Origin of the sequence: Streptomyces spinoverrucosus, from assembly GCF_015712165.1 — a bacterium.
In the GTDB taxonomy this organism is placed as follows: domain Bacteria; phylum Actinomycetota; class Actinomycetes; order Streptomycetales; family Streptomycetaceae; genus Streptomyces; species Streptomyces spinoverrucosus_A.
The window spans coordinates 6,203,439-6,227,693 of record NZ_JADPZX010000001.1; the positions used below are offsets into that span (position 1 = coordinate 6,203,439).

At 71.0% G+C, this 24,255-nt stretch carries 22 protein-coding genes and 1 riboswitch; of the genes, 6 read left to right on the plus strand and 16 right to left on the minus strand.

From position 1 onward, the window contains the following. Window positions 1-4: 4 nt before the first annotated feature. From I2W78_RS28205 to I2W78_RS28225, 5 genes are all read right to left on the minus strand, one after another. A complete protein-coding gene (locus I2W78_RS28205; protein ID WP_196463058.1) occupies window positions 5-676 on the minus strand; it encodes an O-methyltransferase in 672 nt (223 codons plus the stop codon). An 85-nt stretch (window positions 677-761) separates the two neighbouring features. After that, window positions 762-1,700 carry a hypothetical protein gene (locus I2W78_RS28210; RefSeq protein WP_196463059.1) on the minus strand — a complete coding sequence of 313 codons (939 nt, stop codon included), beginning with the start codon at window positions 1,698-1,700 and terminating at the stop codon, window positions 762-764. Then, window positions 1,697-2,185: a hypothetical protein gene (locus tag I2W78_RS28215; protein WP_196463060.1), complete on the minus strand. Its 489-nt coding sequence runs from the start codon at window positions 2,183-2,185 to the stop codon at window positions 1,697-1,699. The genes I2W78_RS28210 and I2W78_RS28215 overlap by 4 nt, the downstream gene beginning before the upstream one ends. Then, window positions 2,185-3,339 (minus strand): macrolide family glycosyltransferase, encoded by a 1,155-nt coding sequence (locus tag I2W78_RS28220; RefSeq protein ID WP_230886692.1) that lies wholly within the window; start codon window positions 3,337-3,339, stop codon window positions 2,185-2,187. Before I2W78_RS28220 ends, I2W78_RS28215 begins: the two co-directional genes overlap by 1 nt. Window positions 3,340-3,365: 26 nt before the next feature. Next, window positions 3,366-4,043 carry a nitroreductase gene (locus I2W78_RS28225; protein ID WP_196463062.1) on the minus strand — a complete coding sequence of 226 codons (678 nt, stop codon included), beginning with the start codon at window positions 4,041-4,043 and terminating at the stop codon, window positions 3,366-3,368. A gap of 94 nt (window positions 4,044-4,137) precedes the next feature. On the opposite strand from I2W78_RS28225, the gene I2W78_RS28230 reads away from it, so the two are divergent. Further along, window positions 4,138-4,788, plus strand: a complete 651-nt coding sequence (locus I2W78_RS28230; RefSeq protein WP_196463063.1) for an FMN-dependent NADH-azoreductase — start codon at window positions 4,138-4,140, stop codon at window positions 4,786-4,788. Window positions 4,789-4,817: 29 nt separating this feature from the next. Here the strand turns inward: I2W78_RS28230 and I2W78_RS28235 are convergent, their stop codons facing one another. Next, window positions 4,818-5,276, minus strand: a complete 459-nt coding sequence (locus tag I2W78_RS28235; RefSeq protein WP_196463064.1) for a MarR family winged helix-turn-helix transcriptional regulator — start codon at window positions 5,274-5,276, stop codon at window positions 4,818-4,820. A gap of 514 nt (window positions 5,277-5,790) precedes the next feature. Here I2W78_RS28235 and I2W78_RS28240 point away from each other — a divergent pair. Beyond that, window positions 5,791-7,821 (plus strand): bifunctional glycosyltransferase 87/phosphatase PAP2 family protein, encoded by a 2,031-nt coding sequence (locus tag I2W78_RS28240; RefSeq protein WP_196463065.1) that lies wholly within the window; start codon window positions 5,791-5,793, stop codon window positions 7,819-7,821. Window positions 7,822-7,854: 33 nt separating this feature from the next. Here the strand turns inward: I2W78_RS28240 and I2W78_RS40775 are convergent, their stop codons facing one another. From I2W78_RS40775 to I2W78_RS28255, 3 genes are all read right to left on the minus strand, one after another. Continuing rightward, window positions 7,855-9,006 carry an RICIN domain-containing protein gene (locus I2W78_RS40775; RefSeq protein WP_307783820.1) on the minus strand — a complete coding sequence of 384 codons (1,152 nt, stop codon included), beginning with the start codon at window positions 9,004-9,006 and terminating at the stop codon, window positions 7,855-7,857. 20 nt (window positions 9,007-9,026) lie between these two features. After that, window positions 9,027-9,527, minus strand: a complete 501-nt coding sequence (locus tag I2W78_RS28250) for a hypothetical protein (protein WP_230885615.1) — start codon at window positions 9,525-9,527, stop codon at window positions 9,027-9,029. A 248-nt stretch (window positions 9,528-9,775) separates the two neighbouring features. After that, window positions 9,776-10,201, minus strand: coding sequence for an ATP-binding protein (locus I2W78_RS28255; RefSeq protein ID WP_374222706.1), 426 nt, complete (start codon window positions 10,199-10,201; stop codon window positions 9,776-9,778). 92 nt (window positions 10,202-10,293) lie between these two features. On the opposite strand from I2W78_RS28255, the gene I2W78_RS28260 reads away from it, so the two are divergent. Beyond that, window positions 10,294-11,142 (plus strand): helix-turn-helix domain-containing protein, encoded by an 849-nt coding sequence (locus I2W78_RS28260; protein ID WP_196463066.1) that lies wholly within the window; start codon window positions 10,294-10,296, stop codon window positions 11,140-11,142. Then, window positions 11,102-11,380 carry a DUF397 domain-containing protein gene (locus tag I2W78_RS28265; protein WP_196463067.1) on the plus strand — a complete coding sequence of 93 codons (279 nt, stop codon included), beginning with the start codon at window positions 11,102-11,104 and terminating at the stop codon, window positions 11,378-11,380. The genes I2W78_RS28260 and I2W78_RS28265 overlap by 41 nt, the downstream gene beginning before the upstream one ends. Here I2W78_RS28265 and I2W78_RS28270 read toward each other — a convergent pair. Then, complete coding sequence (locus tag I2W78_RS28270) at window positions 11,364-12,533, minus strand: steroid 3-ketoacyl-CoA thiolase (RefSeq protein ID WP_196463068.1); 1,170 nt, start codon at window positions 12,531-12,533, stop codon at window positions 11,364-11,366. The genes I2W78_RS28265 and I2W78_RS28270 overlap by 17 nt on opposite strands. 207 nt (window positions 12,534-12,740) lie before the next feature. On the opposite strand from I2W78_RS28270, the gene I2W78_RS28275 reads away from it, so the two are divergent. Then, the gene (locus I2W78_RS28275; protein WP_196463069.1) at window positions 12,741-13,976 is read left to right on the plus strand and encodes a cytochrome P450; all 1,236 of its coding nucleotides are present in this window, start codon (window positions 12,741-12,743) and stop codon (window positions 13,974-13,976) included. A 96-nt stretch (window positions 13,977-14,072) separates the two neighbouring features. On the opposite strand, the gene I2W78_RS28280 is transcribed toward I2W78_RS28275, so the two are convergent. The 6 genes from I2W78_RS28280 to I2W78_RS28305 form a co-directional block, all read right to left on the minus strand. Further along, window positions 14,073-14,489, minus strand: coding sequence for a transglycosylase SLT domain-containing protein (locus I2W78_RS28280; protein WP_196463070.1), 417 nt, complete (start codon window positions 14,487-14,489; stop codon window positions 14,073-14,075). 348 nt (window positions 14,490-14,837) lie between these two features. Then, the gene (locus I2W78_RS28285) at window positions 14,838-15,815 is read right to left on the minus strand and encodes an ECF transporter S component (protein WP_196463071.1); all 978 of its coding nucleotides are present in this window, start codon (window positions 15,813-15,815) and stop codon (window positions 14,838-14,840) included. Next, window positions 15,812-17,539 carry an ABC transporter ATP-binding protein gene (locus I2W78_RS28290; protein WP_196463072.1) on the minus strand — a complete coding sequence of 576 codons (1,728 nt, stop codon included), beginning with the start codon at window positions 17,537-17,539 and terminating at the stop codon, window positions 15,812-15,814. The genes I2W78_RS28285 and I2W78_RS28290 overlap by 4 nt, the downstream gene beginning before the upstream one ends. Then, window positions 17,536-18,699 (minus strand): CbiQ family ECF transporter T component, encoded by a 1,164-nt coding sequence (locus I2W78_RS28295; RefSeq protein WP_196463073.1) that lies wholly within the window; start codon window positions 18,697-18,699, stop codon window positions 17,536-17,538. Before I2W78_RS28295 ends, I2W78_RS28290 begins: the two co-directional genes overlap by 4 nt. Next, window positions 18,692-19,321: an SCO2322 family protein gene (locus I2W78_RS28300; RefSeq protein WP_196463074.1), complete on the minus strand. Its 630-nt coding sequence runs from the start codon at window positions 19,319-19,321 to the stop codon at window positions 18,692-18,694. Before I2W78_RS28300 ends, I2W78_RS28295 begins: the two co-directional genes overlap by 8 nt. Continuing rightward, entirely contained in the window at window positions 19,318-20,526 is a 1,209-nt protein-coding gene (locus tag I2W78_RS28305) for a prenyltransferase/squalene oxidase repeat-containing protein (RefSeq protein ID WP_196463075.1), read from the minus strand. The genes I2W78_RS28300 and I2W78_RS28305 overlap by 4 nt, the downstream gene beginning before the upstream one ends. Before the next feature lie 122 nt (window positions 20,527-20,648). Further along, a riboswitch (cobalamin riboswitch) is annotated at window positions 20,649-20,726 on the minus strand. Window positions 20,727-20,879: 153 nt separating this feature from the next. On the opposite strand from I2W78_RS28305, the gene I2W78_RS28310 reads away from it, so the two are divergent. Beyond that, complete coding sequence (locus tag I2W78_RS28310) at window positions 20,880-24,254, plus strand: pyruvate carboxylase (RefSeq protein WP_196463076.1); 3,375 nt, start codon at window positions 20,880-20,882, stop codon at window positions 24,252-24,254. Window position 24,255 lies beyond the last annotated feature (1 nt).

The window sequence follows — 24,255 nt, forward strand, 5'->3', positions numbered from 1 at the left end:
GGCGTCACCCGAGGACGCGCGCCAGTGCGAAGCCGTCGTAGCCCTTGGTACCCACCGTCTGGATCGCCGTGCCGTCCAGCCTCGGGTGGGAGCCGATCATCTCGATGGCGGCGCGGGTGCCCTGGACGTCCGGCGCCGAGCTGTCCGCCTCGGCGACGCGGCCGCCACGGACGACGTTGTCGACGACGATCAGGCTGCCCGCGCGCGTGAGCCTCAGCGCCCACTCCACGTAGTGGGCGTTGTTGGCCTTGTCGGCGTCGATGAAGACCAGGTCGAAGGGCGGCGGGTTCTCGTCGGCGAGCTGTGGCAGCGAGTCCAGGGCGGCGCCGACGCGCACCTCGACAAGCTTGTCGAGGCCCGCCCGGGCGATGTTGCGGGTGGCGACCTCGGCGTGCTTCGGGCTGTACTCCAGCGAGACCAGGTGGCCGTCGGCCGGCAGGGCGCGGCCCAGCCAGATGGTGCTGTACCCGCCGAGCGTGCCGATCTCCAGGATGTGCCGGGCACCCTGCATCTGGGCGAGGAGTTGCAGGAACTTGCCCTGGGGTGCCGTGACGTTGGCACGCGGCAGCTCGGCCGCGTCGCTGTCGCGCAGGGCCGCCCTGAGGGCCTCGTCGTCGTGGGAGAGGTGGGTCGTGAAGTACTCGTCGACGGCGTCCCAGATCTGCGACTCGCTCATGCGCCCTGCCTCTCCTCTGCCCGATCACACGACGAATCTCATCGTCCCACGCTGGTGCCACCGTGAGGGCGGCACGCCGTGGTCCTCATGGCAACAGGTCGTCGGTCGCCGCCGGCTCGCCGTGGTGGGCGCGGACGATCCCGATCACGGTCTCGGCGGTGCGGTCGAGGTGGCTGCGGCCGTCGGGCAACCGAGCCGTCGCGCTGATGTAGCTGCCCGGCCCGACATGGGTGGCCGGGTCGAGCCGATGCTCGGTGATCTTCCCGGCGCGGCGGGCCCGGTTCCATCCGCTTGCGTGGAACAGCCGCCGTCGCTGCGGGAAGATCCAGGTGCCGACCCGCTCGATCCGGTCGCTCGCGCTGGTCAGCCGATGCAGGTGCGCGGCACGGGTGATGTCGTTGGCGCCGTTGTGGAACCCACCCAGCGTGATCAGCAGGAGTGGGGCGTGCAGCCGGGTGTGCAGTTCGTCCACCGCGCCGGTGGCCACCTGGGCGCCGCCGCTGTAGCTGAGCAGCACCACGGGGACACCGCTGCCGGGCCGGTAGCCGGCGAGCCGGAGCTGAGTGGCGATCTGGGAGCCGACGGCACGGTTGTACAGGGGGCGGTAGCGGTGGTCGGCGGCGACGAAGATCTGCATGACGTTGTGCAGGAACAGCAGCAGCCCGACGCGCCGGCGCAGCCACGCCCACACCGGCCGGTCGGCCAGCGGTTCGGCCAGCGGCGAGTAGGGCTGCACCTGACCCAGCACCCGCAGCTCCGGCGCCCCGGCGAGCAAGGCCTTGACCAACTGGCCGCCGTCCCGGCTGTCGCGGACGCGGCGTTTGCCGATGCCGTCCAGGTAGACGAGGTAGGCGGCCGGGGGGCGGTCGGGAGCCGCGCCCCGGGCGTAGGGCAGGCCCCCCGGGAGCTCGGTGAGGGGCGCCCGCCAGCCCGCGCCGTAGGCCAGCACCTCGTAGCGCGCCAGCAGGGCCTCGGCGATCAGAACCGGCCCCAGCCCACCGCCCCAGATCAGGAAATCGTTCACGCTGTCGACTTCCGCCCCTCGGTCGCGCTGATCCCCACGACCAGACGCCGAACGGCCTCCACGGCGACCCCGAGCCCGACGCCGGCGACGGCCACGCAACCGGCGGCGCCCCACCAGCCCAGCTCGGTCGCCGCGGCGAGCGGGCCGGCCAGACCGGCCCCGACCCCCACGAAGAGCAACAGGTGAAGAAGGGGCCCGAGCAACGGGAACGCGAGGACGGCGGCGAGCACGAGCGGAGCAACGAGGTCCGGTGTCCACGCGACCCCTTCGCCCGGCGGCGCGGAGGACAGCACCAGCTCGGCCACATTCCAGGCGGTCAGCGGCCACAGCGCGAACACAGCGGCCTCGACGAGGCCACCGGCCACCAGCAGCCCGGCCACCAGAGGCCGCGGCATGCCGGGTCGGCGCACGGCCAGCGGCACGATGCGCCCGGCGGCCTCCGACACCCCGGCGAGCAGCAGCAGGAAGACGACGGCGAGTGACATCACGCAGTCCCGAGCCGCAGGTACCGCTCGAGTTCGTCGGCGGCTCGCCGGTAGCCACCCGCCTCGTGCTGGGCGACCCGCAGGGCGCCCGCGGCCGCCCGGAACCGGGGGTCGTGGAGCAGGCGCCCGGCGAGGGAACGCACGGAGCCCATGGTCACGTCCTGGGTACGGAGGGACAGGCCGGCGCCGAGCTCCACGACGCGGCGGGCCACCATCGGCTGGTCGGCGCCCTGCGGAACCACCAGCATCGGGACGCCGGCGTACATGGCCTCGTTGACGCTGTTCATCCCGCCATGGGTGACGAATACCGCCGCCCGGGCCAGCACCTCCGGCTGCGGGACGAAACGGCGGGCGAGCACATGGTCCGGCAACGGGCCCAGCGCGTCGGGATCGGTCTGCCCGGTGGAGAGGATCACCGAGCCACCGAGTGAGGCGAGCCCGGTGGCGAAGCTGCGCAGCAGTCGCGGGTCGGCGTTGAACACCGTGCCCAGCGACGCGTACAGCACGGGGTCCCGGAGCCGATCGGCCGGGAACGACGGATCGTCCGGCCGGGCGCCGATGCTTGGCCCGACGAACCGATACGCCCGGTCGAATTCCTCCACGCCAGGCTGGAACGCCCGCGAGGTGTAGACCAGATTGAGCGGTTGGCGGATGTTGCCCAAATCAACCCACGGCAGCCCACCCGCGTCGAACCGACGCCGCAACCCCCACCGCGACCGCAGATAGCCCAGGCCCCCACATCCTCTCGTCACCGCCGCCGCCAGCAGCTCCCACGAGCCACGGGTGGGGCTGGGCACCTGCCGATTGAAGGCGAACGTGGTGAACGACGACGCCGCCGGCACCTTCAGTTCGCGGGCGGCGACCGCGCCCCACGGACAGGCGTTGTCGTGAACGATCAGATCGGGCCGAACACGACGCAGATCGGCGAGCACCGAGGGCAGCAGGCGGACAGCCGCGCCCGCCAGCCCCTCGATCAACGCGATTGGCGTCGGCGGATCCGGCAGCGCCTGGTCGCCCCCGGGATACAGCAGGACCCTCGCGCCGGCCGCCTCCACCTCCCCACGGAACGCGGGCGAGGTGTGGTACGTGACGGAGTGGCCGCGCCGGACGAGCTCGGCCACTACCGGCAGCGTCGGATTGACGCGCCCGTGCATCGCGATATTGAGAAACGCGACGGTACTCACAGGGCGTCCCCGCCCGGAACAAACGTGACCGTCTCATCGAGCGGCGCCCGCCCCGTACGCGAGCGGTCAGCCCCAACATCCTCGAACCCGATCGACATACCGCAGAACAGCATGAGCTCGTCCGGCGGTGACAGAACCTCCGCCACGGTCCTGTGGAACTTGGCCCATGCCATCTGCGGGCAGCTGTGCAGCCCTTCGGCGCGAAGCAGCAGCATGACGGTCTGCAGATACATGCCGACGTCGGACCATTGGGCCGGGCCCATGTCGCGGTCGATGTAGCAGAACAGGGCGGCGGGCGCCCCGAAGCAGTCCCAGTTCGCGGCAGCGGCCCGCTGGCGCGCCTCCAGGTCCTCGCGGGGAATGCCGAGTGCGCCGTAGCGCTGCTCGCCGAAGGCGGCCCGGCGGTCGCGGTACGGGGACTTCAGCTCGGCCGGGTACTGCTGGTACTCCGGCTCGTCCCAGGCGTCACCCATGGCCAGGCGCTCACCGCTGAGCTTCTTGAGCTCGGCCAGCGGCGCGCCGGTGACCACGAAGACGTGCCAGGGCTGGAGGTTCGACGCCGACGGCGCCCAGGCAGCGGCGGACAGCACACGCTCCAGCACCTCCCTCGGCACATCCCGGTCGGTGAATGCCCGCACCGCCCGTCGACTCCTGACGGCCTCGTAGACGTCCACGGTCGCCTACCTCCTGTCCAGCGCGACCCCCTCCGTTTCACCTACGATAGTATCACTCAATACCTTCTCGCATTGAACTAACCGGAGAGATGCCATGGCCACGCTGCTGCACATCGACTCGTCCCTACTCCCCGGCGAGGCGTCCTCGTCCCGTTCGGTCGCGGCCGCCTTCCGCAAGGCCTGGGAGGAACAGCACCCGGAGGGCACGGTGACCTACCGCGACCTGGCCGCCGACCCCGTCCCGCACATCACCGCCGACGCCTGGTCCGCCGGCTTCACCGCCCCGTCCGAGCGCACCCCGCAGCAGGCCGCCGCGTTCACCGCACGCCTGAAGCTCATCGAAGAACTGGAACAGGCGGACGCCGTCCTGATCGGCGCCCCCATGTACAACTACTCGATCCCGTCGACCCTCAAGGCATGGCTGGACAACGTGATCCTGCTCGGCCGCACCGGAGGCGAGAACCCCTCAGCCCAGGGCACCCCGGTCACCGTCGTCGCCAGCCGAGGCGGCTCCTACGCGCCGGGCACCCCGCGCGAGGGCTTCGAGTTCGTACAGAACTACCTGGAGGCCATCCTCAAGCGCACCCTCGGCCTGGACGTCGACTTCATCGTCCCGGAACTCACCATGGCCCCCCGCAACCCGGCCATGTCCGAACTGATCCCCCTCTACGAGGCCTCCCGCGAACGCGCCTTCAGGGACGCGACCACCAAGGCCAAGGAACTCGCGGAACGCCTCGCCGCATGAAAAAAGCGCGCCCGCACACGCGGGCGCGCTCACTCACCGCCCGCTGGATAGGCAAACCGGGTCAGCAACTCCCTCAACCGCTCGGCCTCGCCATCGCCCAACTCGGCAACCAGACGCTCGGCCAACGGCTCCGCCGCCACATGAGCGGCATCGAAAAGCTCGACGCCCGCAGGCGTGATCTCCACTGCGCGCACCCGCCGATCCCCCGGAACGCTCTTGCGCACGGCCAGTCCCTTGCGCTCCAGATCGTCCACGACCCGCATGATCCCCGCCTTGTCCGACCCGGTCGCCGTCACCAGATCCCGCTGCGCAGTGGGCCCGCGCTGGACCAGCACGATAAGCACGGCAAAATGCCGCAACTCGATCCCGAGCGGCCGAAGCGCCTCCTCCATCACCGCAGCGGCACGCCAGTGCGCCCGACGCAGCAGCAGCCCAAGAGCAAAGGGCGAGGCATCCCCGGGCTGATCGGTCACACGCGAGGCGGTCATGGCCCAACACTACCCAGCCACGCCAACCGCCCGACTGCGAGTAGGGGCTGGCCACCCGCACCCCTGGGGCGCCGCACTCGGCCACGGCGGGAAGGGGCCGTGTCGGGGGTGCCGGCCCGCAGCGGTTGGCGCGTCAACCCGGGCAAGTTGGTAAGTGACCGATTCCGCGCCGTTCCGAGGGCCTACCTTTCGACGGAGACAGGGACGGGCCCACGCGGCAGCGTCGGCGGCAGGCCGAAATCCGACGATAGGGGGCTCTGTCCCGATTTCGCAGGGTCGCCATTTCGATGCATGGGCACGTAAATGCACCCTGTCCAGGCCCGTCGACGGCCGCCCGAAGACCGCATCCGGAACCCCCTGTGATCTATCTCGCGCCCGGCCGAAGCAACCCCACCCCCCGGCGACTATCGTCTTCCGGACAAAAGGAGGGGGGACGTCAGGTGAATCGGGGGTTGCCTGCGTCTTCCCCACGTGCACGGCACGTGGGACCACAGGGGCGGGAGGCCGACGCGGCGTGGCGAATGCGGAACACAGCGGAAGACCGGTGGGAGTCCTCGGCGCGGCGCCGGGCGCACGCCTGCGCGCCGCGCGCCTGGCCCTGTGGCTGGTCGCCGCGATCCTTGGCATACGGCAGATCGCCGTCGTCCTCGGCACCCCCCGCGGTGAGCGGCTGACCGACCTGGAGACCTGGGTCGGCCCGGCCGGCGTCCTGCACGTCGAGGGCTCCCTCTACGACTCCACCCGCTTCACCGGCACCCCCTTCGGCGGCCTGGTCCTCAAACCCCTCACCCGTGCCGCCGAACAGGCCCTCGGCTGGGGCTGGACCTTCGGCACGCTGCTGCTGGTCGTCGTCCTCGGCCTGGTCGCCGCCCGCGCCCTCCCGCAGCCCATAAGCCGCCGTACGTCCCTGGTGGCCGCGCCCGTCGCGATCTGTCTGCTGATGCTGTCGCTGCCGGTGCGCAACGCGTTCTGGCTCGGCCAGACCAGCATCATCCCGGTCCTGCTGGTCCTCCTCGGCTGCTTCGCCGTGCGCGGCGAGCGGGCCAGCGGCGCGCTGATCGGTGTCGCCGCCGCCTTCCAGCCGACGGTCCTGCTGTTCGCCCCGCTGCTGTGGTTCACCGGCCGCAAGCAGGCGGCCGCGTCCCTGGGCGCGACCTTCGCCGGATGTACGGCGCTGGCCTGGCTGGCGATGCCGCGCGACTCGTACACCTACTGGGTGCACCACATGGCCGGCGTCGGTCTCGGCGGCCGGGCCGACGACCTCGCCAACCAGTCGCTGCACGGCGCGCTGCTCCGCCTGGGCCTGTCCGGTCCGCTGGAGATTGCCCTCTTCCTGACCCTGGGCGCGGCGATCGCCGCCATGGGCCTGCGCCGGGCCGTCCGCTACGCCCGTGACGGCCAGCTCCTGCTCGCCGTCGCCGTCACCGGCTGCGCCGCGATCGTCGTCGCGCCGACGGCCTGGCAGCACCAGCTCCTGTGGGTGCTGCTCGCGGTGGTCGGCCGGGTCGGCAGACGCGCCTCCGACCGCCTGGTGTGGCCGGTCGCCGTGGTGCTGGTCATGACCCTCCCGGCGAAGATGCTCCTGCCGAACATGGCCGCGCTGCACCCCCTGCGCGACAACGTCGTCCTCCTGGCCGCGATCGCCGCCGCCACGGCCGTACCGTTCCTGTCGCGCACCTCCCCCTACTACCGCTCACCGATCCCCACCGAGTACGCCGCACCGGTCGCGGCCCGCTGGAAAGGCATACCGCTCCTGCCCTTCCTGCGCCGGGTCCTCGGCCGCCCGAACCTGCTCCTGGAGCTGCTCCTCATCCGCGTCACGTACGCGGCGTACTCCCAGGTCCGGCTGGCGGCCACCGGTGGCACGATCTCCGGCGGCCGGGAGCGGGCCGAGGCGCACGGAGAGCAGATCCTGTCCCTGGAGCGGATCCTCCACATCGACATCGAGCACACGCTCAACCACGCGATAGTGAAGGTCGACTGGCTCCGCCAGTTCTTCGACTTCTACTACACGTCGTTCCACTTCACGGTCCCGCTGACCGTCCTCGCCGTCCTGTACTGGCGGCGCCCGGTCGACTACCGCTGGGCCCGCTCGACGCTGGGCCTGACCACCCTGCTGGCCCTGATCGGCTTCTGGCTCTACCCGCTTGCCCCGCCGCGCCTGATGCCGGACTTCGGCATCATCGACACGGTCCACGGCGTCCAGGACTTCTCCCAGCCGGACTACGGCACCCTGACCTCCCTCACCAACCAGTACGCGGCGATGCCCTCCCTGCACTTCGGGTGGTCCCTGTGGTGCGGCGTCGTGATCGCGGTCGTCGCGCCCAAGGGGTGGATGAAGGCGCTCGGCCTGCTGCATCCGACCCTCACGGCGACCGCGATCGTGGTGACCGGCAACCACTGGGTCCTGGACGCGGTCGGCGGCGCGCTGGTGGTGGGCGCGGGCTTCGGGCTGGCCTACCTGTTCCAGGGGCCTCGGGCGCGGACGGTGACGGCGGTGGCGGCCAGTGCGGAACGCGAACCGGAGCCCACGGCCAGGATCTGATGGCCGTGGGCTCCGGTTGTGCCGGTCAGGGTGTTACCAGGTCCACCGCTGGTCGTTGCTCGTCGAGCACGTCCACTGCAGGGCCTCGGTACCGCTGGCGGGGTTGGCCTGCGGGATGGCGAGGCACTTGTCGCTGTTCACGTTCCGCAGCCGGCCGATGCTGTCGTTGATCCAGATCTGGTCGTTGCTGCCGGAGCAGGTCCACTGAATGGCCTGGGTACCGTTGGCCGTGCTGGCCTGCGGGATGGCGAGACACCTGTTGCTGTTCTTGTTCCGGACGCGGTAGCGGTCGCCGTTGCCGCCCGCGACCTTCTCCAGGTGCCACTGCTGTTCGTTGTTGCCGGTGCAGGTCCACTGGATCAGCTTGGTGCCGTTGTCCACGCTGGCCTGGGGAACGGCCAGGCACTTTCCGGTCGCCTTGTTGACGAGGGTGTGGGGCGCGGTGACGGTGGTGTTGACCCAGGCGGCCAGGTCGTCGGCGCGGGAGGCGACCGCGCCGGTGCGGGTCTCCTCGGAGCCGAAGCATCCGCCTTGCCAGGAACGGGTGCTGACGGCGACCAGCTCGTCGCCGGCGGTGCCGGCACGGACCACCGGACCGCCCGAGTCACCCATGCAGATCGCGGCGCCGGCCTGGCCGTCGATGTCCAACTCCAGGCCACGGGTGCCGGTGACGGTGAACGCGCCGGTGTGCAGCCGGTTGGGCACCCACTCGGTCTTGGTACGGCCGTAGCCCCCGGCGGTCAGTGCCTCGCCGGTGGTGGGGGCCGTGGCGCCGAGGGCCACGGGAGCGACACTCGCGACCGGCGCGGACAGCCTCGCCAGCACCAGGTCCCGATCGGGCCGGGGGACCAGTTCCACGATGTCGCGCACCTGACCGGACGTCGTCGTGAGGTCGGTGCGTCCCACGGTGACCTTCGCGGGGAGCGATGGCGCGCCCGCCGGGACCGACGCGTACTGCGCGGGGTCGTCGGCGAAGCAGCTCGCCGCCGTGACCACCCACCGCGCCTCGACGAGCGCGCCGGAGCAGGCGCGGTCCGTGTTGCCTATCTCGATCTTCGCGACGTAAGTCTTCGCCCCGTCACCGGCCGGATCGCCCACGATCGCCTGGGCCGGGCTGGCAACGAGCGTTCCCGCCGCGACCAGCACACCGGCGACCAACGCCCCGTATCTCGCTGTCCTACTCACGTTTCTCCCTGTCTGGTGTGTCACTTGGTGGCGGTGATCTCCACGAGCATGTGCTCGCGCCCGTCCGGATCGGCGCTTTCCCCAACTGGGGTCCAGGTGTTCTGGTCGACCTCGAAGGTCTTCTGCTCGGCGTCGACGGTCATCTCGACCTGGGTCTGGTAGTCGTTGCCCCGCACGGCGTAGACGGCGGGGATCTCCAGCGTCAGCCAGCCCGAGTTGCCCGTGACGTCGAAGCAGACCTTGTCCGAGCTGCGGGCCCAGACCTCGAGTTGGCCGGTGCCGCTCACACAGTCGGCGAGCAGGATGTGGCCGTCGCCCCGCTTGAGGGTGATGCCCTGCTCGGCCAGGATCCTGTCGGCGCCCGGGTAGTTGAAGTCCTCCACCGTGTAGCCGGGGGCTTCGTCGGCGACCGCGCGGACCGCCGGCCCGTCCGCACCGCCGGAACCGTCGGTCGTGAAGGCGAGCACCATGGCACCGGCCGCGGCCAGTCCTGCGGCCAGCACCCGAGAAACAAATCTCATGGATGTTCCGTTTCGTGTGTCCGTGAATCAGAAGAGAGAACACGCAGAAATTGCGACTCGATAAAGTCGATTCATTTGGATGTCAGGCTTCCGACACCGCACATTCACCATCCCGAGGTGGGCAGTTCGCTTCCCTCGGTCAACTCCCCCCGCATTGAACCTGGTTGCCGCCCTGAACCCCTGATCGACAGGCATATTGCTATCACCGGAAACAAGTCGAACAGAAGTTCACCAGGCGGTGACGGGCATCACAATGCAGCGGCCTCGCATTCGAACCAGACCGTTTTGCCGCCGTCCGCCCTCGGTTCCACTCCCCATTTGTCGGCCACCGAGTCGAGCAACAACAGCCCGCGGCCGTTCTCCGCGTCGGACGACAGCACGTTGGCCGGGACGGGGAGCCGCGGCGAACCGTCCGACACCTCCACCCGCGCGCCCGACTTCTGCCGCAGGAGCAGCAACGTGCAGCGGCGGTCCGGGACATGGCGTACGACGTTGGCGACCAGCTCCGTCACGCCGAGCTCCACCGCGTCGGCCAGGTCCGGCATCTCCCACTCCGTCAGCAGCGAGCGGACGATGCGGCGGATGTGCCGCGCCGAGTGCTCGCCCACGGCCAGGCTCATGCGGTACTGGACGGGGCGCGCGGCCAAGTAGGCCGGAGGAATGTATTCGTTCACGCTACGAGGCTGGCCAGCCGCGACTACTCTGGGCAACGGAACGGATACAACCCGTCCCAATGTGGGCGGAGTTGCGTGAGAGGGGACCGTGCGTGACCCACATCAACGTCCTCGACCCGGGTGCCTCGCCGCTCGACTACTACGGGTACGAGCTGCGGCGATTCCGGGAAGCGGCCGGACTGACACAGCGGCAGCTCGGGGAGATCATCAACTACACCGGTTCGCTGGTCGGCCAGATCGAGACCGCGCGCAAGCTGCCGACGCCCGCTTTCAGCGAACGGGTGGACGCGGCCCTGGGGACGGGCGGTCTGCTGTCGCGACTGACCGAGCTGGTGTTGCGTAGCCAACTTCCGGCCTGGTTTCAGCAGACAGCGGAACTTGAGGCTCGGGCCGTCGAGATGTGCACCTTCCATACGCACTTGGTGCACGGCCTTCTCCAGACAGCGGCCTACGCGCGTGCCGTCCTGGGCGTGCTGGACCAGGCCAACCTCGACGACCGCACCACCGTACGACTGGCACGACAGCGCATCTTCGAGAAGGAGCAGCCGCCGGTCTTCTGGGCGATCGTCAGTGAGGCTGCGCTCTACCAGCAGACCGGCGGCCCCGAGACCATGCGGCAGCAACTGGCCCACCTGTTGTCCTTCGAGAGCAATCCCCGGATCAACGTCCAGGTGCTGCCGTTCTCGGCAGGTGCCCACGCCGGACTGCAAGGCTCGTTCGACCTCTTTCGCTTCCCGAGCGATCCGACCATCGTCTACACCGAGGGATACGGCAGCGGGCATCCAACCGCTAATCCGGACACCGTCAGGGACTGCTCGCTCCGTTACGATCATCTCCAAGCCGCCGCGCTCTCCCTCAAGGACTCGGCGGAGTTGATCCGGCGCGTAATGGAGGAACGCTATGGCGAGCAACGCGATGCCGACGGTGACCCAGTGGCGTAAGTCCAGCTACAGCGGTGACCAGGGCGGCAGCTGTGTCGAGTGCGCGCCCATCGGTCTGACGTGGCGCAAGTCGACGTACAGCAGTGACCAGGGCGGCGAGTGCGTCGAGGTCGCCGAAGCCCCTTGCGCCACCATCGCCATCCGCGACTCGAAGACCCCGACCGGCCCCATACTCACCGTCGCCCCGGCCACCTTCACCACCTTCGTCTCCTGGACCGGCGCTACAAGCGCTGAATGATCGTGCCGGTGGCGAGTGCGCCTCCCGCGCACATCGTCACCAGCGCGAACTCCTTGTCCGCACGCTCCAGTTCATGCAGCGCCGTCGTGATGAGCCGGGCACCCGTCGCTCCGACCGGGTGCCCGAGCGCGATCGCACCGCCGTTGACGTTGACCTTCTCCAAGTCCTGCTCGAAGACCTGCGCCCAGCTCAACACCACTGACGCGAACGCCTCGTTGATCTCGACGACGTCGATGTCCTTCAGCGACATCCCCGCCTTGCCCAGCACCGCGCGCGTGGCGTCGATGGGCCCGTCGAGGTGGAAGTGCGGGTTCGCGCCGACCAGCGCCTGGGCCACGATCCGCGCCCTCGGCTTCAGCTTCAGGGCGCGCGCCATCCGCTTCGACGCCCACATGATCGCCGCCGCACCGTCCGAGATCTGCGACGAGTTGCCCGCCGTGTGCACGGCCGTCGGCATGATCGGCTTCAGGCCCGACAGTGCCTCCATCGACGTATCGCGCAGGCCCTCGTCACGGTCGACGAGCCGCCACATACCCTGCCCGGCGTGCTGCTCCTCCTCCGTCGTCGGGACCTGCACGGCGAAGGTCTCGCGCTTGAAGCGCTCCTCGGACCAGGCGTTCGCGGCGCGCTGCTGGGAGAGCAGGCCGAGGGCGTCGACGTTCTCGCGGGTCAGGCCGCGGTGGAGGGCGATGCGTTCCGCCGCCACGAACTGGTTCGGGAGATCGACGTTCCACTCGTCGGGGAACGGCTTCCCGGGCCCGTGCTTCGAGCCCGACCCGAGCGGGACGCGGGACATGGACTCGACGCCGCAGGAGATACCGACGTCGATCACGCCCGCCGCGATGAGGTTGGCGGTCATGTGGGACGCCTGCTGCGAGGAACCGCACTGGCAGTCGACCGTCGACGCCGCCGTCTCGTAGGGCAGGCCCATGGTCAGCCAGGCCGTGCGCGCGGGGTTCATGGACTGCTCGCCGGCGTGCGTGACCGTGCCACCGACGATCTGTTCGACGCAGTCGGCGGGGATGCCGGTGCGGCCGAGGAGTTCGCGGTACGTCTCGCCCAGCAGATAGGCGGGGTGCAGGTTGGCGAGCGCGCCGCCGCGCTTGCCGATGGGGGTACGGACGGCTTCGACGATGACGGGTTCGGCGGCCATGAGGCAGTCCTCTCGTCCAGAGCCAGGACTAGCAGGAACCAGCGGAGCTGGCGGAGCCAGCGGTTACCAGCGGGAACTAGTACGTGTTCTAGTTCTGTGAGCAGTCTGCTGACGTGACGTCCGTCACCGCAAGGGTCTTGCAGTCTTCGGAGTCCGCCGTTACGTTCACGGCACTTCCTGATGGGTCGTCAGATGGCTGGAGCCGCCATGCCCTGTCCAGCGCTTCCCGACGGGTTCGACTTCACCGACCCCGATCTGCTGCACCGCCGTGTGCCCCTGCCGGAGTTCGCCGAACTGCGCCGCGTCGAGCCGGTCACCTGGATCGCCCAACCCGCGAACCTGGCCGGTTTCCAGGACGAGGGCTACTGGGCCGTCACGCGGCACGCCGACGTCAAGTACGTCTCCACCCACCCCGAGTTGTTCTCCTCCACCCTCAACACCGCGATCATCCGCTTCAACGAGCACATCGAACGGGACGCGATCGACGCGCAGCGGCTGATCCTGCTGAACATGGACCCGCCGGAGCACACGCGGGTGCGGCAGATCGTGCAACGCGGGTTCACGCCCCGGGCGATCCGGGCGCTGGAGGAGCGGCTGCGGACGCGGGCGCACGCCATAGTCGAGGGCGCCCGCGCGCACTCCGGTCCGTTCGACTTCGTGACGGAGGTCGCGTGCGAGCTGCCGCTCCAGGCGATCGCCGAGCTGATCGGCGTACCGCAGGACGACCGGGCCAAGATCTTCGACTGGTCCAACAAGATGATCGCGTACGACGATCCCGAGTACGCCATCACGGAGGAGGTCGGCAAGGAGTCGGCCACCGAGCTGATCGCGTACGCCATGAACATGGCCGCCGACCGCAAGCAGTGCCCGGCGCACGACATCGTCTCCACGCTGGTGGCGGCGGAGGACGAGGGCAATCTCGGGTCGGACGAGTTCGGGTTCTTCGTGCTGATGCTGGCGGTGGCGGGCAACGAGACGACCCGCAACGCCATCACGCACGGCATGCACGCCTTCCTCACGCATCCCGACCAGTGGGACCTCTACAAGCGGGAGCGTCCGTCGACGACGGCCGAGGAGATCGTGCGCTGGGCGACGCCGGTGGTGTCCTTCCAGCGCACGGCGACCCAGGACACCGAGCTGGGCGGCAAGCGGATACGCAAGGGCGACCGGGTCGGCATCTTCTACGCCTCGGCGAACCACGACCCCGAGGTGTTCGAGAACCCGGGCCTGTTCGACATCACCCGCGACCCGAACCCCCACCTCGGCTTCGGCGGCGGCGGCCCCCACTACTGCCTCGGCAAGTCCCTGGCCGTCCTGGAGATAGACCTCATCTTCAACGCACTGGCCGACGCGATGCCGAACCTGCGTCTGGCGGGAGACCCACGACGGCTGCGATCGGCGTGGATCAACGGGGTGAAGGAGCTGCGGGTCAGCGCGGGGTGAGGACGCAGAAGGCGGCGGCCCCGGGGATCGGGGGCCGCCGCCGTCATGGGGGGCTGGTTTTTGAGGGCCAGCCGGTGTGGTGCTGGGGGTCGGCTCTTAGTACCAGCCGTTGGCCTGCCAGAAGTTCCAGGCGCCGACCGGGCTGCCGTAGCGGGACTTCATGTAGTCCAGGCCCCACTCGATCTGGGTCTGGGCGTTGGTCTTCCAGTCGGAACCGGCGGTGGCCATCTTGTTGCCCGGCAGGGCCTGGACCAGGCCGTAGGCGCCGGACGACGGGTTGGTGGCGTCGATGTCCCAGCCGCTCTCGTGCTCGACGATCTTGCTGAAGGCGTTGAACTGGGCGGCGTCCGGGATCATCTTCTTCGCGATCGCCTTGGCCTGGGTGGGCGAGGCGGCCGGCGCGGCGTGGGCCGGGGCGGCGGAGAGCGCCATACCGGCGGTGGCGGCGGCGACGGCGACGCCGGTGAGGGCCTTCTTCGGGGTGGCGATGCGGCGGAGGATGGAGACGGACACAGGCGGACCTTTTCGTCGGGGACGGGGCGGTCGCGACAAGCCGGAACCACGCGGTGCGCGGCGGTGGCATGCGTTGGCGCCGCGACCCTGTGGGCTCGTCGGCGCCGTGCGACGTCATCCAGAGAAGCAGCCGGGCGAAGTGTCCGCAATGACCCCTTTTACTAGTTGTGGTCGCATGCGGGGTGAACGTCCTCTGTGTGACGTGGCTCTCAATGCGCAGGTCAGGGGGCATTATGCCGCGTGCATGACAGGCGTGCGGATCTACTAGGGAGGGTCGTTGGTGACGTAGGTCATGTGGGGTGCTTCACCGTCCGGGTAACCGTCCGCGTGCGAGCGCTTATCTGTCCGTCACCGAGTGGGCGGGTCGAATGTGACCGGGGTCTCGAAGGCGGCGCGGCGGGTGGCGCGGCGGAGGGCCTTGAGGACTGCCGGGCCGAGCGTGAGGGTGAGGACGACCGTGACGAGCGCGCGGCCCAGGTCCCAGCCGAGGGAGGTGGCCAGGCAGTACGCCACGAAACGGGCCAGGTTGGCGGGGACCGGTGCCTCCGGATCGAAGGCGATGTTCGAGGCCAGCGCGCTCATGAAGGGCCAGCCCGCGAGGTTCATGATCGTGCCGTAGGCGAAGGCCGCGAGGAAGCCGTAGCCGGACAGGAGGAGCAGCTCGGCGCGGCCGCGCAGGCGGTCCGGCGCCGGGAGCAGTCCGGCCGCCATCGTGAACCAGCCCATCGCCAGCATCTGGAACGGCATCCACGGACCCACCCCGCCCGTGAGCAGCGCGGACGCGAACATCGTGATCGCGCCGAGCACGAACCCGAAGCCCGGGCCGAGCACGCGTCCGCTCAACACCATCAGGAAGAACATCGGCTCGATGCCCGCCGTACCGGCACCGATCGGCCGCAGCGCCGCGCCCGTCGCGGCCAGCACCCCGAGCATGGCCACGGCCTTCGGGCCGAGCCCCGACTCGGAGATCGTCGCCGCAACGACCGCTATGAGGAGGACGAGCAGTCCCGAGAAGAGCCAGGGGGCGTCCTGGGCGTGGGCCGCGACCTGGGAGGTGGGCGGCGCGAGGAACGGCCAGAAGAAGGCTGCCGCGCCGACCGCGCTGGTGAACGCGAGGGCGACGAGGGAACGGGGGCCGAGACGGACGGGCCGGGCTTGGCGGGTGCGGCCCGGGGCGGGCGCGGTGCTGCCGGCGGCGGTCGGCGCGGTGCTGCCGACGGCCACCTTCCGCGTGGCGGGCTCGGTCGGCGCGGTGCCTGCGGCTGCCTTCCGCGTGGCGGGCTCGGTCGGGTCGGCGTCCGCCGTGGGCCGCGTCCAGTCCGTCATGACAAGGCCTCCCGGACCTGGGTGACCGTGAGCCACTGCTGTGGGGCCAGGATCTTGGTGATCTGCGGGGCGAAGGACGGGGACGAGACGACCACGTCCGCCGTCGGGCCGTCGGCGATCACCTCGCCCTCGGCCAGCAGGATCACGCGGTGGGCCAGCTCGGCGGCCAGTTCCACGTCATGGGTGGCGAGGACGATCGCGTGGCCCTCGGCGGCCAGCTCGCGCAGGAGCGTGACCAGGCGGGACTTCGCCGCGTAGTCCAGGCCCCGGGTCGGTTCGTCGAGGAGCAGGAGTGGGGGGCGGGCGGTGAGGACGACCGCCAGGGCGAGGGTGAGGCGCTGGCCCTCGGAGAGGTCGCGGGGGTGCGTGTCGTCGGTGATACCGGGGAGCAGCTCGGAGACCAGGGCCCGGCAGGTGCCGGGGGTGGCGCCCGCGTCGGCGTCGGCGGCCGCGCACTCGGCGGCGACCGTGTCGGCGTAGAGGAGGTCGCGGGGTTCCTGCGGTACGAGGCCGACGCGGCGGACGAGGTCGGGGGGTGGCGTGCGGTGCGGGACGGCTCCGCCGACGTGGACCTTTCCGGAGGACGGTTCGACCAGGCCTACCAGCGTGTTGAGGAGCGTGGATTTTCCGGCGCCGTTGCGGCCCATGAGGGCGATGGTTTCGCCGGGGGTGATGGTGAGGTCGATGTGGCGTAGGGCTTGGATGCGGGTTCGGGTTACCGAGAGGGCTTGTATTTCGGCTGTGTGGGGGGTGTTTGGGGTGGTGGTGGTGCGGGTGCGGGTGCGGCGGAACCAGCGGCGGTGGGGGGTGGTGCCGAAGGACTCGGGGGGTGCGGATTGGGGGTGGGTGCGGGTTGTCTTTGGCTGGTCGCGCAGTTCCCCGCGCCCCTGCTCTGCGTTGCTGTGCTGCTTCTCGAGTTGTTGCCGTAGGGGTGCTGCTCGTCGCCTTGCGTCGCGGACCGTCAGGGGCAGGGGGGTCCAGGCTGCCAGGCGGCCCAGGGCTACGACCGGGGGGTAGACCGGGGAGATGGCCATCATCTCCTCCGGGGTGCCGAGGATCGGGGGTGCGCCGGGGGTCGGGAGGAGGGCGACCTGGTCGGCGTACTGGATGACGCGTTCCAGGCGGTGTTCGGCCATCAGGATCGTCGTACCGAGGTCGTGGACGAGGCGCTGGAGGACGGCGAGGACCTCCTCGGCGGCGGCCGGGTCCAGAGCCGAGGTCGGTTCGTCGAGGACGAGGACGCTCGGGTGCGGGGTGAGGACCGAGCCGATCGCGACGCGCTGCTGCTGGCCGCCGGAGAGGGTGGCGATGGGGCGGTCGCGGAGGTCGGCGAGGCCGAGCAGGTCCAGGGTCTCCTCGACTCGGCGGCGCATCACGTCCGGGGCGAGGCCCAACGACTCCATGCCGTAGGCGAGTTCGTCCTCGACGGTGTCCGTGACGAAGTGGGAGAGGGGATCCTGGCCGACGGTGCCCACGACGTCGGCGAGCTCGCGCGGCTTGTGGGTGCGGGTGTCGCGGCCGGCGACCGTGACCCGGCCGCGCAGGGTGCCGCCGGTGAAGTGCGGGACGAGGCCGCTGACCGCGCCGAGCAGGGTGGACTTGCCGACGCCGGACGGGCCGACGAGCAGGACGAGTTCGCCTTCCGGGACCTCGAAGTCGACGCCCTGGACGGTGGGTTCGGCGGCCCCGTCGTAGGTCACGGAGACGTCGTCGAAGCGGATCATGACCGTTCCTTGGGTGGTGCGGTGAGGAACGCCGGGAGCAGGCCGAGGAGTACGGCTGCCGCGGGCCAGAGGGGGAGCGTGGGGGCGACCAGGGGGATCACGCCGGGGTGCAGGGCGGCGGGGTCGGTGGAGGCCGCGAGGGTGAGGAGCGCGGCGACGGCGGCGCCGGACGCGGCGACCAGACAGGAACGGGTGTTCCAGGTGTCGGGGCGGTAGCGGGTGCGCGGGGTGCGGCGGCCGCCCAGCCAGAGGCCGGCGAGGGCGGCGGCGAGGCCGGCGAGCAGGACCGGGAGGCCGTAGGTGCCGCCTTCGGCGGTGAGCAGGCCGTACGTTCCCGCGCAGACGCCGAGCAGGCCGGTGAGCGTGAGGGCGGCGGTCGTACGGCGGATCGCGGGCGGGACCTGGGCGGTACGGCCGTAGCCGCGGGCGTCCATGGCGGCGGCGAGGGCGACGGAGCGTTCGAGGGCGCCTTCGAGGACGGGCAGGCCCACCTGGACCAGGCCTCGCACGCCCCTGTCCGGGCGGCCGCGCAGCCGGCGGGCGGCGCGCAGGCGCCGGACGTCGGCGATCAGGTGCGGGGCGAAGGTGAGGGCCACGACCACGGCCACGCCGGTCTCGTAGAGGGCGCCGGGGAGGGACTTCAGGAGGCGGGTGGGGCTGGCCAGGGCGTTGGCGGCGCCGACACAGATCAGGAGCGTGGCCAGTTTCAGGCCGTCGTAGAGGGCGAAGACGAGCGTCTCGGCGGTGACCCTGCCGCCCAGGCGGATGCCCTGGGCCCAGTCGGGGAGGGGGACTTCGGGGAGGGTGAGGAGGGTGTGGGTGCCGGGGAGGGGGGAGCCGAGGGTGATGGCGAAGAGGAGGCGGATGAGGAGGACGGCGAGGGCGAGTTTGACGAAGGCGCCGTAGGAGCGGGACCACGGCGTGGCTGGGCGGCGGGTTGCTACCACGTATGCCGTGACCGTGATGAGGAGGGTGAGGAGGAGGGGGTTGGTGGTGCGGGTGGCTGCGGTGCCTAGGGAGAGGGACCAGAGCCACCAGGCGCCGGGGTGTGTTTGTGCCCTGCGTTGTGCTTTGTGGTGTGCGCCGTCTTTCCTCTGCGGGCCGTGGGGGGCTCGTCGCGCAGTTCCCCGCGCCCCTAGAGGGCGTTGGTGCTCAGCCATGTTTACGGCGGCGGGTCTGCCATATCGCCGCAGCGGCCAGTACGGCGATCGCCGCGATGCCCGCCCATACGCTTGCCGTCGGTCCCGCGTCGTCGTTGCTCGGCGTGGACTGCTCGCTGTCCGTCGATACCTGCTCGCCGCAGCCCTTCTCCGGATACCCCGCGATCGCGCACAGCAGGGCGTTCGTGTTGTAGCGGAGGGGCTTGGCGACCGACGCCAGGGCCTCCGCTGTTGTCGCGTCGGGGGAGATCTGGGCGCAGGCCGTGCGGGCGGGAGGCGGGGTTTCGCCGGAGGGGGCGTCCGACGGTGTGCCGAAGTCGAGGACCAGGGCCACCCGCTTCTTGCCGTCCCGCGCCGGGGTGTCGGCGCAGATCGTCGTGAAGTCGGCCGTGCCGCGCGGCTGGGACGCGTCCTGGGAGTCCTCGCTGACCGAGAAGCGGAAACCCTGGACGTCGCCGTCGGCGGGGCGGGCGGTGGCGGGGCCCTGGGTGGCGTACGTCCACGCGTTGCCGCCGCGCTCCCAGAACGACCAGTAGCGGTAGCCGGCGGCCTGCGCCTGGCCGGTGTTCAGCAGGAGGAACAGCGCGGCCAGGAGCAGGGCGGCGATACGGCGGAACCTCACGGCTGCTGCCTCTTGTTGCGGCCGCTGAGCAGGAAGCCGATGCCGATGCCGACGACGAGGAAGACACCGACGTACCACCACACGCCGAAGCTCGTGCCCTCGTCCTCCGTCTCGTTCGTCGTCACGGCCCGGTCCTTGAGCAGGGCCTGCGGCGCCGGGCCCGTCGCGTTGAGCTTCTCGACCAGGTTCGTGCCGCCGAAGTCGCGCGGGTCGGCGCCGGCGGCGTGGGCGGCGAGGATCAGCTGGGCGTAGGCGGCGGGGCCGCTCTGCATCGCCCAGGCCGTCGCGTTCTGCTCCAGCCAGGTCAGGGGCTTCTTCGCCTGCTCGGCGCCGCCCTGCGCGGCCAGCGCGACCACCGCGTCGGCCGTGTTGCCGTAGTCGGGCTGGTCCTCGGCGCCGGGGAGGGCGGAGGTGAGGTGGCCGTCCTTGGCGAGAGTCTTGGTGAGATGGGCGGCACCGTTGGCGGCGGCCTGCTCGGGGGTGTCGGCGTCGACGCAATTCGGCTCGGCCTGCTTGCCCGCCTCGGCCACCAGGCCCTGGCCCAGCGCGCCCAGGACGGCCGCCGCGGTCGCGTCCGCGTTGGCCGCCAGCTCGCCCTTCTTGTCGGGCTGGTAGGCGAAGGCACCGCCGTCCTTCGCGTCGCAGCGTATGGACAGCTTCAGCAGGGCGTCGTAGGGGGACTTGCCGTCCTTGACGACGGCGTCCGGCTTCTCGCCCGCCGCCGCGAGGGCGCCGATGACTACGGCGGTGGAGTTGGCGTCACTGGGACCGCCGGGGGTGTAGCCCCAGCCGCCGTCCTTGTTCTGCACGGACTTCAGCCAGTCGACGGCCTTGCCGGTGGCGGCCTCGTAGTCGCCGAGCGCGGCGAGGGCCTGGACGGCGGCGGCCGTGCTGTTGCTGTCGACCATGGTCTTGGCGTCGCAGTCCTTGCCGGGATCGGCCCGGAACGCGGCGAAGCCGCCGTTGTCGCACTGCTGCCGGGCCAGCCAGTCCGTGGCCTTCCAGGCGGGCTTGACGCCCACGGTGTCCTGCGCGAGCAGGGCGAGCGACTGCCGCCAGACGCCGTCGTAGGTCGGGTCGGACGTGCCGTACAGGCCCGAGGGCAGCGACGGCGAGGGGCTCGCGGCCTGCGCGACCGGGGGCGCGGCGACGCCGATCACGGTGGTGACGGCCAGGGCCGCGGCGCTGCGGCGGACGACGTTCATGATCGGCGGGTGCCTCTCCCTGCGGGGAGCCGGGCAGCACGGGGCACCCCCGGGCGGCTCGGCTCCGTATACCTCGACGGTGCCGCACACCGGCCGGTTGCCGGTGCACGTGAGCCGGTCACGTTTCCGTGCGGGGCAGTCCGGCTCACAGCGTGCGCTGCTCACGGTTGCGGGTCAGCGCCGGATTTGCACCGGCTTCCCCCCGTACGGGTGATGACGACGCGGCCACTCTACCCGCCCGTAGCGGAACGCCCTGCGCAGAGCCACCACCGTGAGTGGCCCGGCTCACATGGCGTGACAGGCCCGTCCCCGACACCATGGTGCTCACTGCCGGCGGGCTGAAGGGGGCAAGGATGTTCCGCAAGGTGCTGGTCGCCAACCGCGGTGAGATCGCGATTCGCGCTTTCCGCGCTGGTTATGAACTGGGCGCGCGCACCGTCGCCGTCTTCCCCCACGAGGACCGCAACTCGCTGCACCGCCTGAAGGCCGACGAGGCCTATGAGATCGGCGAGCCGGGGCACCCGGTGCGGGCCTATCTCTCGGTGGAGGAGATCATCCGTGCGGCGCGCCGCGCCGGAGCGGACGCCGTCTACCCGGGTTACGGGTTCCTGTCGGAGAACCCCGATCTGGCCCGGGCGTGCGAGGAAGCGGGCATCACGTTCGTCGGGCCGGGCGCGGACATCCTGGAGCTGACCGGGAACAAGGCGCGCGCGGTGGCCGCGGCACGCTCGGCCGGTGTGCCGGTGCTGGAATCCTCGGCGCCGTCGACCGACGTGGACGAGCTGGTCCGGGCCGGCGAGGACATCGGGTTTCCCGTGTTCGTCAAGGCGGTCGCGGGCGGTGGTGGGCGCGGTATGCGCCGCGTCGAGGATCCCGCCCAGCTGCGGGAGGCCATCGAGGCGGCGTCCCGGGAGGCGGCGTCCGCGTTCGGTGACCCCACGGTCTTCCTGGAGAAGGCCGTCGTCGAACCCCGCCACATCGAGGTACAGATCCTCGCCGACGGGGACGGCAACGTCATCCACCTGTTCGAGCGCGACTGCTCGCTGCAGCGCCGCCACCAGAAGGTCATCGAACTCGCGCCCGCGCCGAACCTCGACCCGGCGCTGCGCGAGCGGATCTGCGCCGACGCCGTGCGGTTCGCCCGGCAGATCGGCTACCGCAACGCCGGCACCGTGGAGTTCCTCCTCGACCGCGACGGAAACCACGTCTTCATCGAGATGAACCCGCGCATCCAGGTCGAGCACACGGTCACCGAAGAGGTGACCGACGTCGACCTCGTACAGGCGCAGCTGCGCATCGCCGCCGGCGAGACCCTGGCGGACCTGGGGCTGTCGCAGGAGACGGTCACCCTGCGCGGCGCGGCCCTCCAGTGCCGTATCACCACCGAGGACCCCGCCAACGGCTTCCGCCCGGACACCGGCCGCATCAGCGCCTACCGCTCGCCCGGCGGCTCGGGCATCCGCCTCGACGGCGGAACCACCCACGCCGGTACGGAGATCAGCGCGCACTTCGACTCCATGCTGGTCAAGCTCACCTGCCGCGGCCGGGACTTCACCACCGCCGTGGGCCGTGCCCGGCGTGCCGTCGCCGAGTTCCGCATCCGCGGCGTGGCCACGAACATCCCGTTCCTGCAAGCGGTGCTGGACGACCCGGACTTCCAGGCCGGCCGGGTCACCACGTCGTTCATCGAGCAGCGCCCGCACCTGCTCACCGCACGCCACTCCGCCGACCGCGGCACCAAGCTCCTGACCTACCTCGCCGACGTCACCGTGAACAAGCCGCACGGCGAGCGGCCCGACCTGATCGACCCGCTGACCAAGCTGCCGCCGCTGCCGGACGGTGAGCCACCGGCCGGCTCCCGGCAGGCGCTCGCCGAACTGGGCCCCGAGGGCTTCGCCCGCCGCCTGCGCACCTCACCGACCCTCGGCGTCACCGACACCACCTTCCGCGACGCCCACCAGTCGCTGCTCGCCACCCGGGTCCGCACCAAGGACATGCTCGCCGTCGCTCCGGTGGTGGCGCGTACCCTGCCCGAGCTGCTGTCGCTGGAGTGCTGGGGCGGTGCCACCTACGACGTCGCCCTGCGCTTCCTCGCGGAGGACCCCTGGGAACGCCTGGCCGCCCTGCGGGCAGCCGTGCCGAACATCTGCCTGCAGATGCTGCTGCGCGGGCGCAACACCGTCGGCTACACGCCGTATCCGACCGAGGTCACCGACGCGTTCGTGCAGGAGGCCGCGGCCACCGGCATAGACATCTTCCGCATCTTCGACGCCCTGAACGACGTCGACCAGATGCGGCCCGCCATCGAGGCCGTACGCGAGACCGGCACGGCCGTCGCGGAGGTGGCCCTGTGCTACACCTCCGACCTGTCCGACCCGTCGGAGCGCCTGTACACCCTGGACTACTACCTGCGCCTCGCCGAGCGGATCGTGGCCGCGGGCGCCCACGTCCTGGCCGTCAAGGACATGGCGGGCCTGCTGCGGGCACCGGCCGCGGCGAAACTCGTGTCGGCCCTGCGCCGGGAGTTCGACCTGCCGGTCCACGTCCACACGCATGACACCGCCGGCGGCCAGCTCGCCACCTACCTGGCCGCGATCCAGGCGGGCGCGGACGCGGTGGACGGAGCGGTGGCGTCCATGGCGGGCACCACCTCGCAGCCGTCCCTGTCGGCGATCGTGGCGGCGACCGACCACTCCGACCGGCCCACCGGCCTGGACCTGAAGGCCGTCGGTGACCTGGAGCCGTACTGGGAGAGCGTCCGCAAGGTCTACGCACCCTTCGAGGCCGGTCTGGCCTCGCCGACCGGCCGCGTCTACCACCACGAGATCCCCGGCGGGCAGCTGTCCAACCTGCGCACCCAGGCGATCGCGCTGGGCCTCGGCGACCGCTTCGAGCAGATTGAGGCGATGTACGCGGCCGCCGACCGGATGCTGGGCCGCCTGGTGAAGGTGACGCCCTCCTCGAAGGTCGTCGGCGATCTCGCGCTGCATCTGGTGGGCGCGGGGGTGTCCCCGGAGGCCTTCGAGGCGAACCCGGACCGGTTCGACATCCCCGACTCGGTCATCGGCTTCCTGCGCGGCGAGCTGGGCACCCCGCCCGGCGGCTGGCCCGAGCCGTTCCGCAGCAAGGCGCTGCGGGGCCGCGCCGAGCCCAAGCCCGTACAGGAACTGACCGCCGACGACCGTGCGGGGCTCGCGAAGGACCGGCGGGCGACGCTCAACCGACTGCTGTTCCCCGGACCGACGCGCGAGTTCGACACCCACCGCCACACGTTCGGCGACACCAGCGTGCTGGACAGCAAGGCCTTCTTCTACGGGCTGCGGCCCGCCAAGGAGTACGGCGTCGACCTCGAACCCGGAGTGCGTCTGCTCATCGAGCTGCAGGCCATCGGTGACGCGGACGAACGCGGTATGCGCACGGTGATGTCGTCGCTGAACGGTCAGCTGCGGCCGATCCAGATCCGCGACCGGGCGGCTGCCTCCGACATCCCGGTCACCGAGAAGGCGGACCGGGGCAACCCCGGCCACGTCGCGGCGCCGTTCGGCGGCGTGGTGACCCTCGCGGTCGCCGAGGGCGACGAGGTGGCGGCCGGTGCCACGGTGGCCACCATCGAGGCGATGAAGATGGAAGCCGCGATCACCGCTGCGAAGTCCGGCACGGTGGCCAGGCTGGCCATCAACCGAATCCAGCAGGTCGAGGGCGGCGACCTCCTCGTGGAACTCGCCTGAG

Excerpts from the sequence above, each read along its gene's own strand:
- I2W78_RS28215 (WP_196463060.1), bottom strand. The coding sequence starts at position 2,185 with ATGTCACTCGCCGTCGTCTTCCTGCTGCTGCTCGCCGGGGTGTCGGAG.
- I2W78_RS28290 (WP_196463072.1), bottom strand. The coding sequence starts at position 17,539 with ATGATCCGCTTCGACGACGTCTCCGTGACCTACGACGGGGCCGCCGAA.
- I2W78_RS28235 (WP_196463064.1), bottom strand. The coding sequence starts at position 5,276 with ATGACCGCCTCGCGTGTGACCGATCAGCCCGGGGATGCCTCGCCCTTT.
- I2W78_RS28310 (WP_196463076.1), top strand. The coding sequence starts at position 20,880 with ATGTTCCGCAAGGTGCTGGTCGCCAACCGCGGTGAGATCGCGATTCGC.
- I2W78_RS28305 (WP_196463075.1), bottom strand. The coding sequence starts at position 20,526 with ATGAACGTCGTCCGCCGCAGCGCCGCGGCCCTGGCCGTCACCACCGTG.
- I2W78_RS28295 (WP_196463073.1), bottom strand. The coding sequence starts at position 18,699 with ATGGCTGAGCACCAACGCCCTCTAGGGGCGCGGGGAACTGCGCGACGA.
- I2W78_RS28230 (WP_196463063.1), top strand. The coding sequence starts at position 4,138 with ATGGCCACGCTGCTGCACATCGACTCGTCCCTACTCCCCGGCGAGGCG.
- I2W78_RS28275 (WP_196463069.1), top strand. The coding sequence starts at position 12,741 with ATGCCCTGTCCAGCGCTTCCCGACGGGTTCGACTTCACCGACCCCGAT.
- I2W78_RS28285 (WP_196463071.1), bottom strand. The coding sequence starts at position 15,815 with ATGACGGACTGGACGCGGCCCACGGCGGACGCCGACCCGACCGAGCCC.
- I2W78_RS28265 (WP_196463067.1), top strand. The coding sequence starts at position 11,102 with ATGGCGAGCAACGCGATGCCGACGGTGACCCAGTGGCGTAAGTCCAGC.
- I2W78_RS28220 (WP_230886692.1), bottom strand. The coding sequence starts at position 3,339 with ATGCACGGGCGCGTCAATCCGACGCTGCCGGTAGTGGCCGAGCTCGTC.
- I2W78_RS28270 (WP_196463068.1), bottom strand. The coding sequence starts at position 12,533 with ATGGCCGCCGAACCCGTCATCGTCGAAGCCGTCCGTACCCCCATCGGC.
- I2W78_RS28250 (WP_230885615.1), bottom strand. The coding sequence starts at position 9,527 with ATGAGATTTGTTTCTCGGGTGCTGGCCGCAGGACTGGCCGCGGCCGGT.
- I2W78_RS28205 (WP_196463058.1), bottom strand. The coding sequence starts at position 676 with ATGAGCGAGTCGCAGATCTGGGACGCCGTCGACGAGTACTTCACGACC.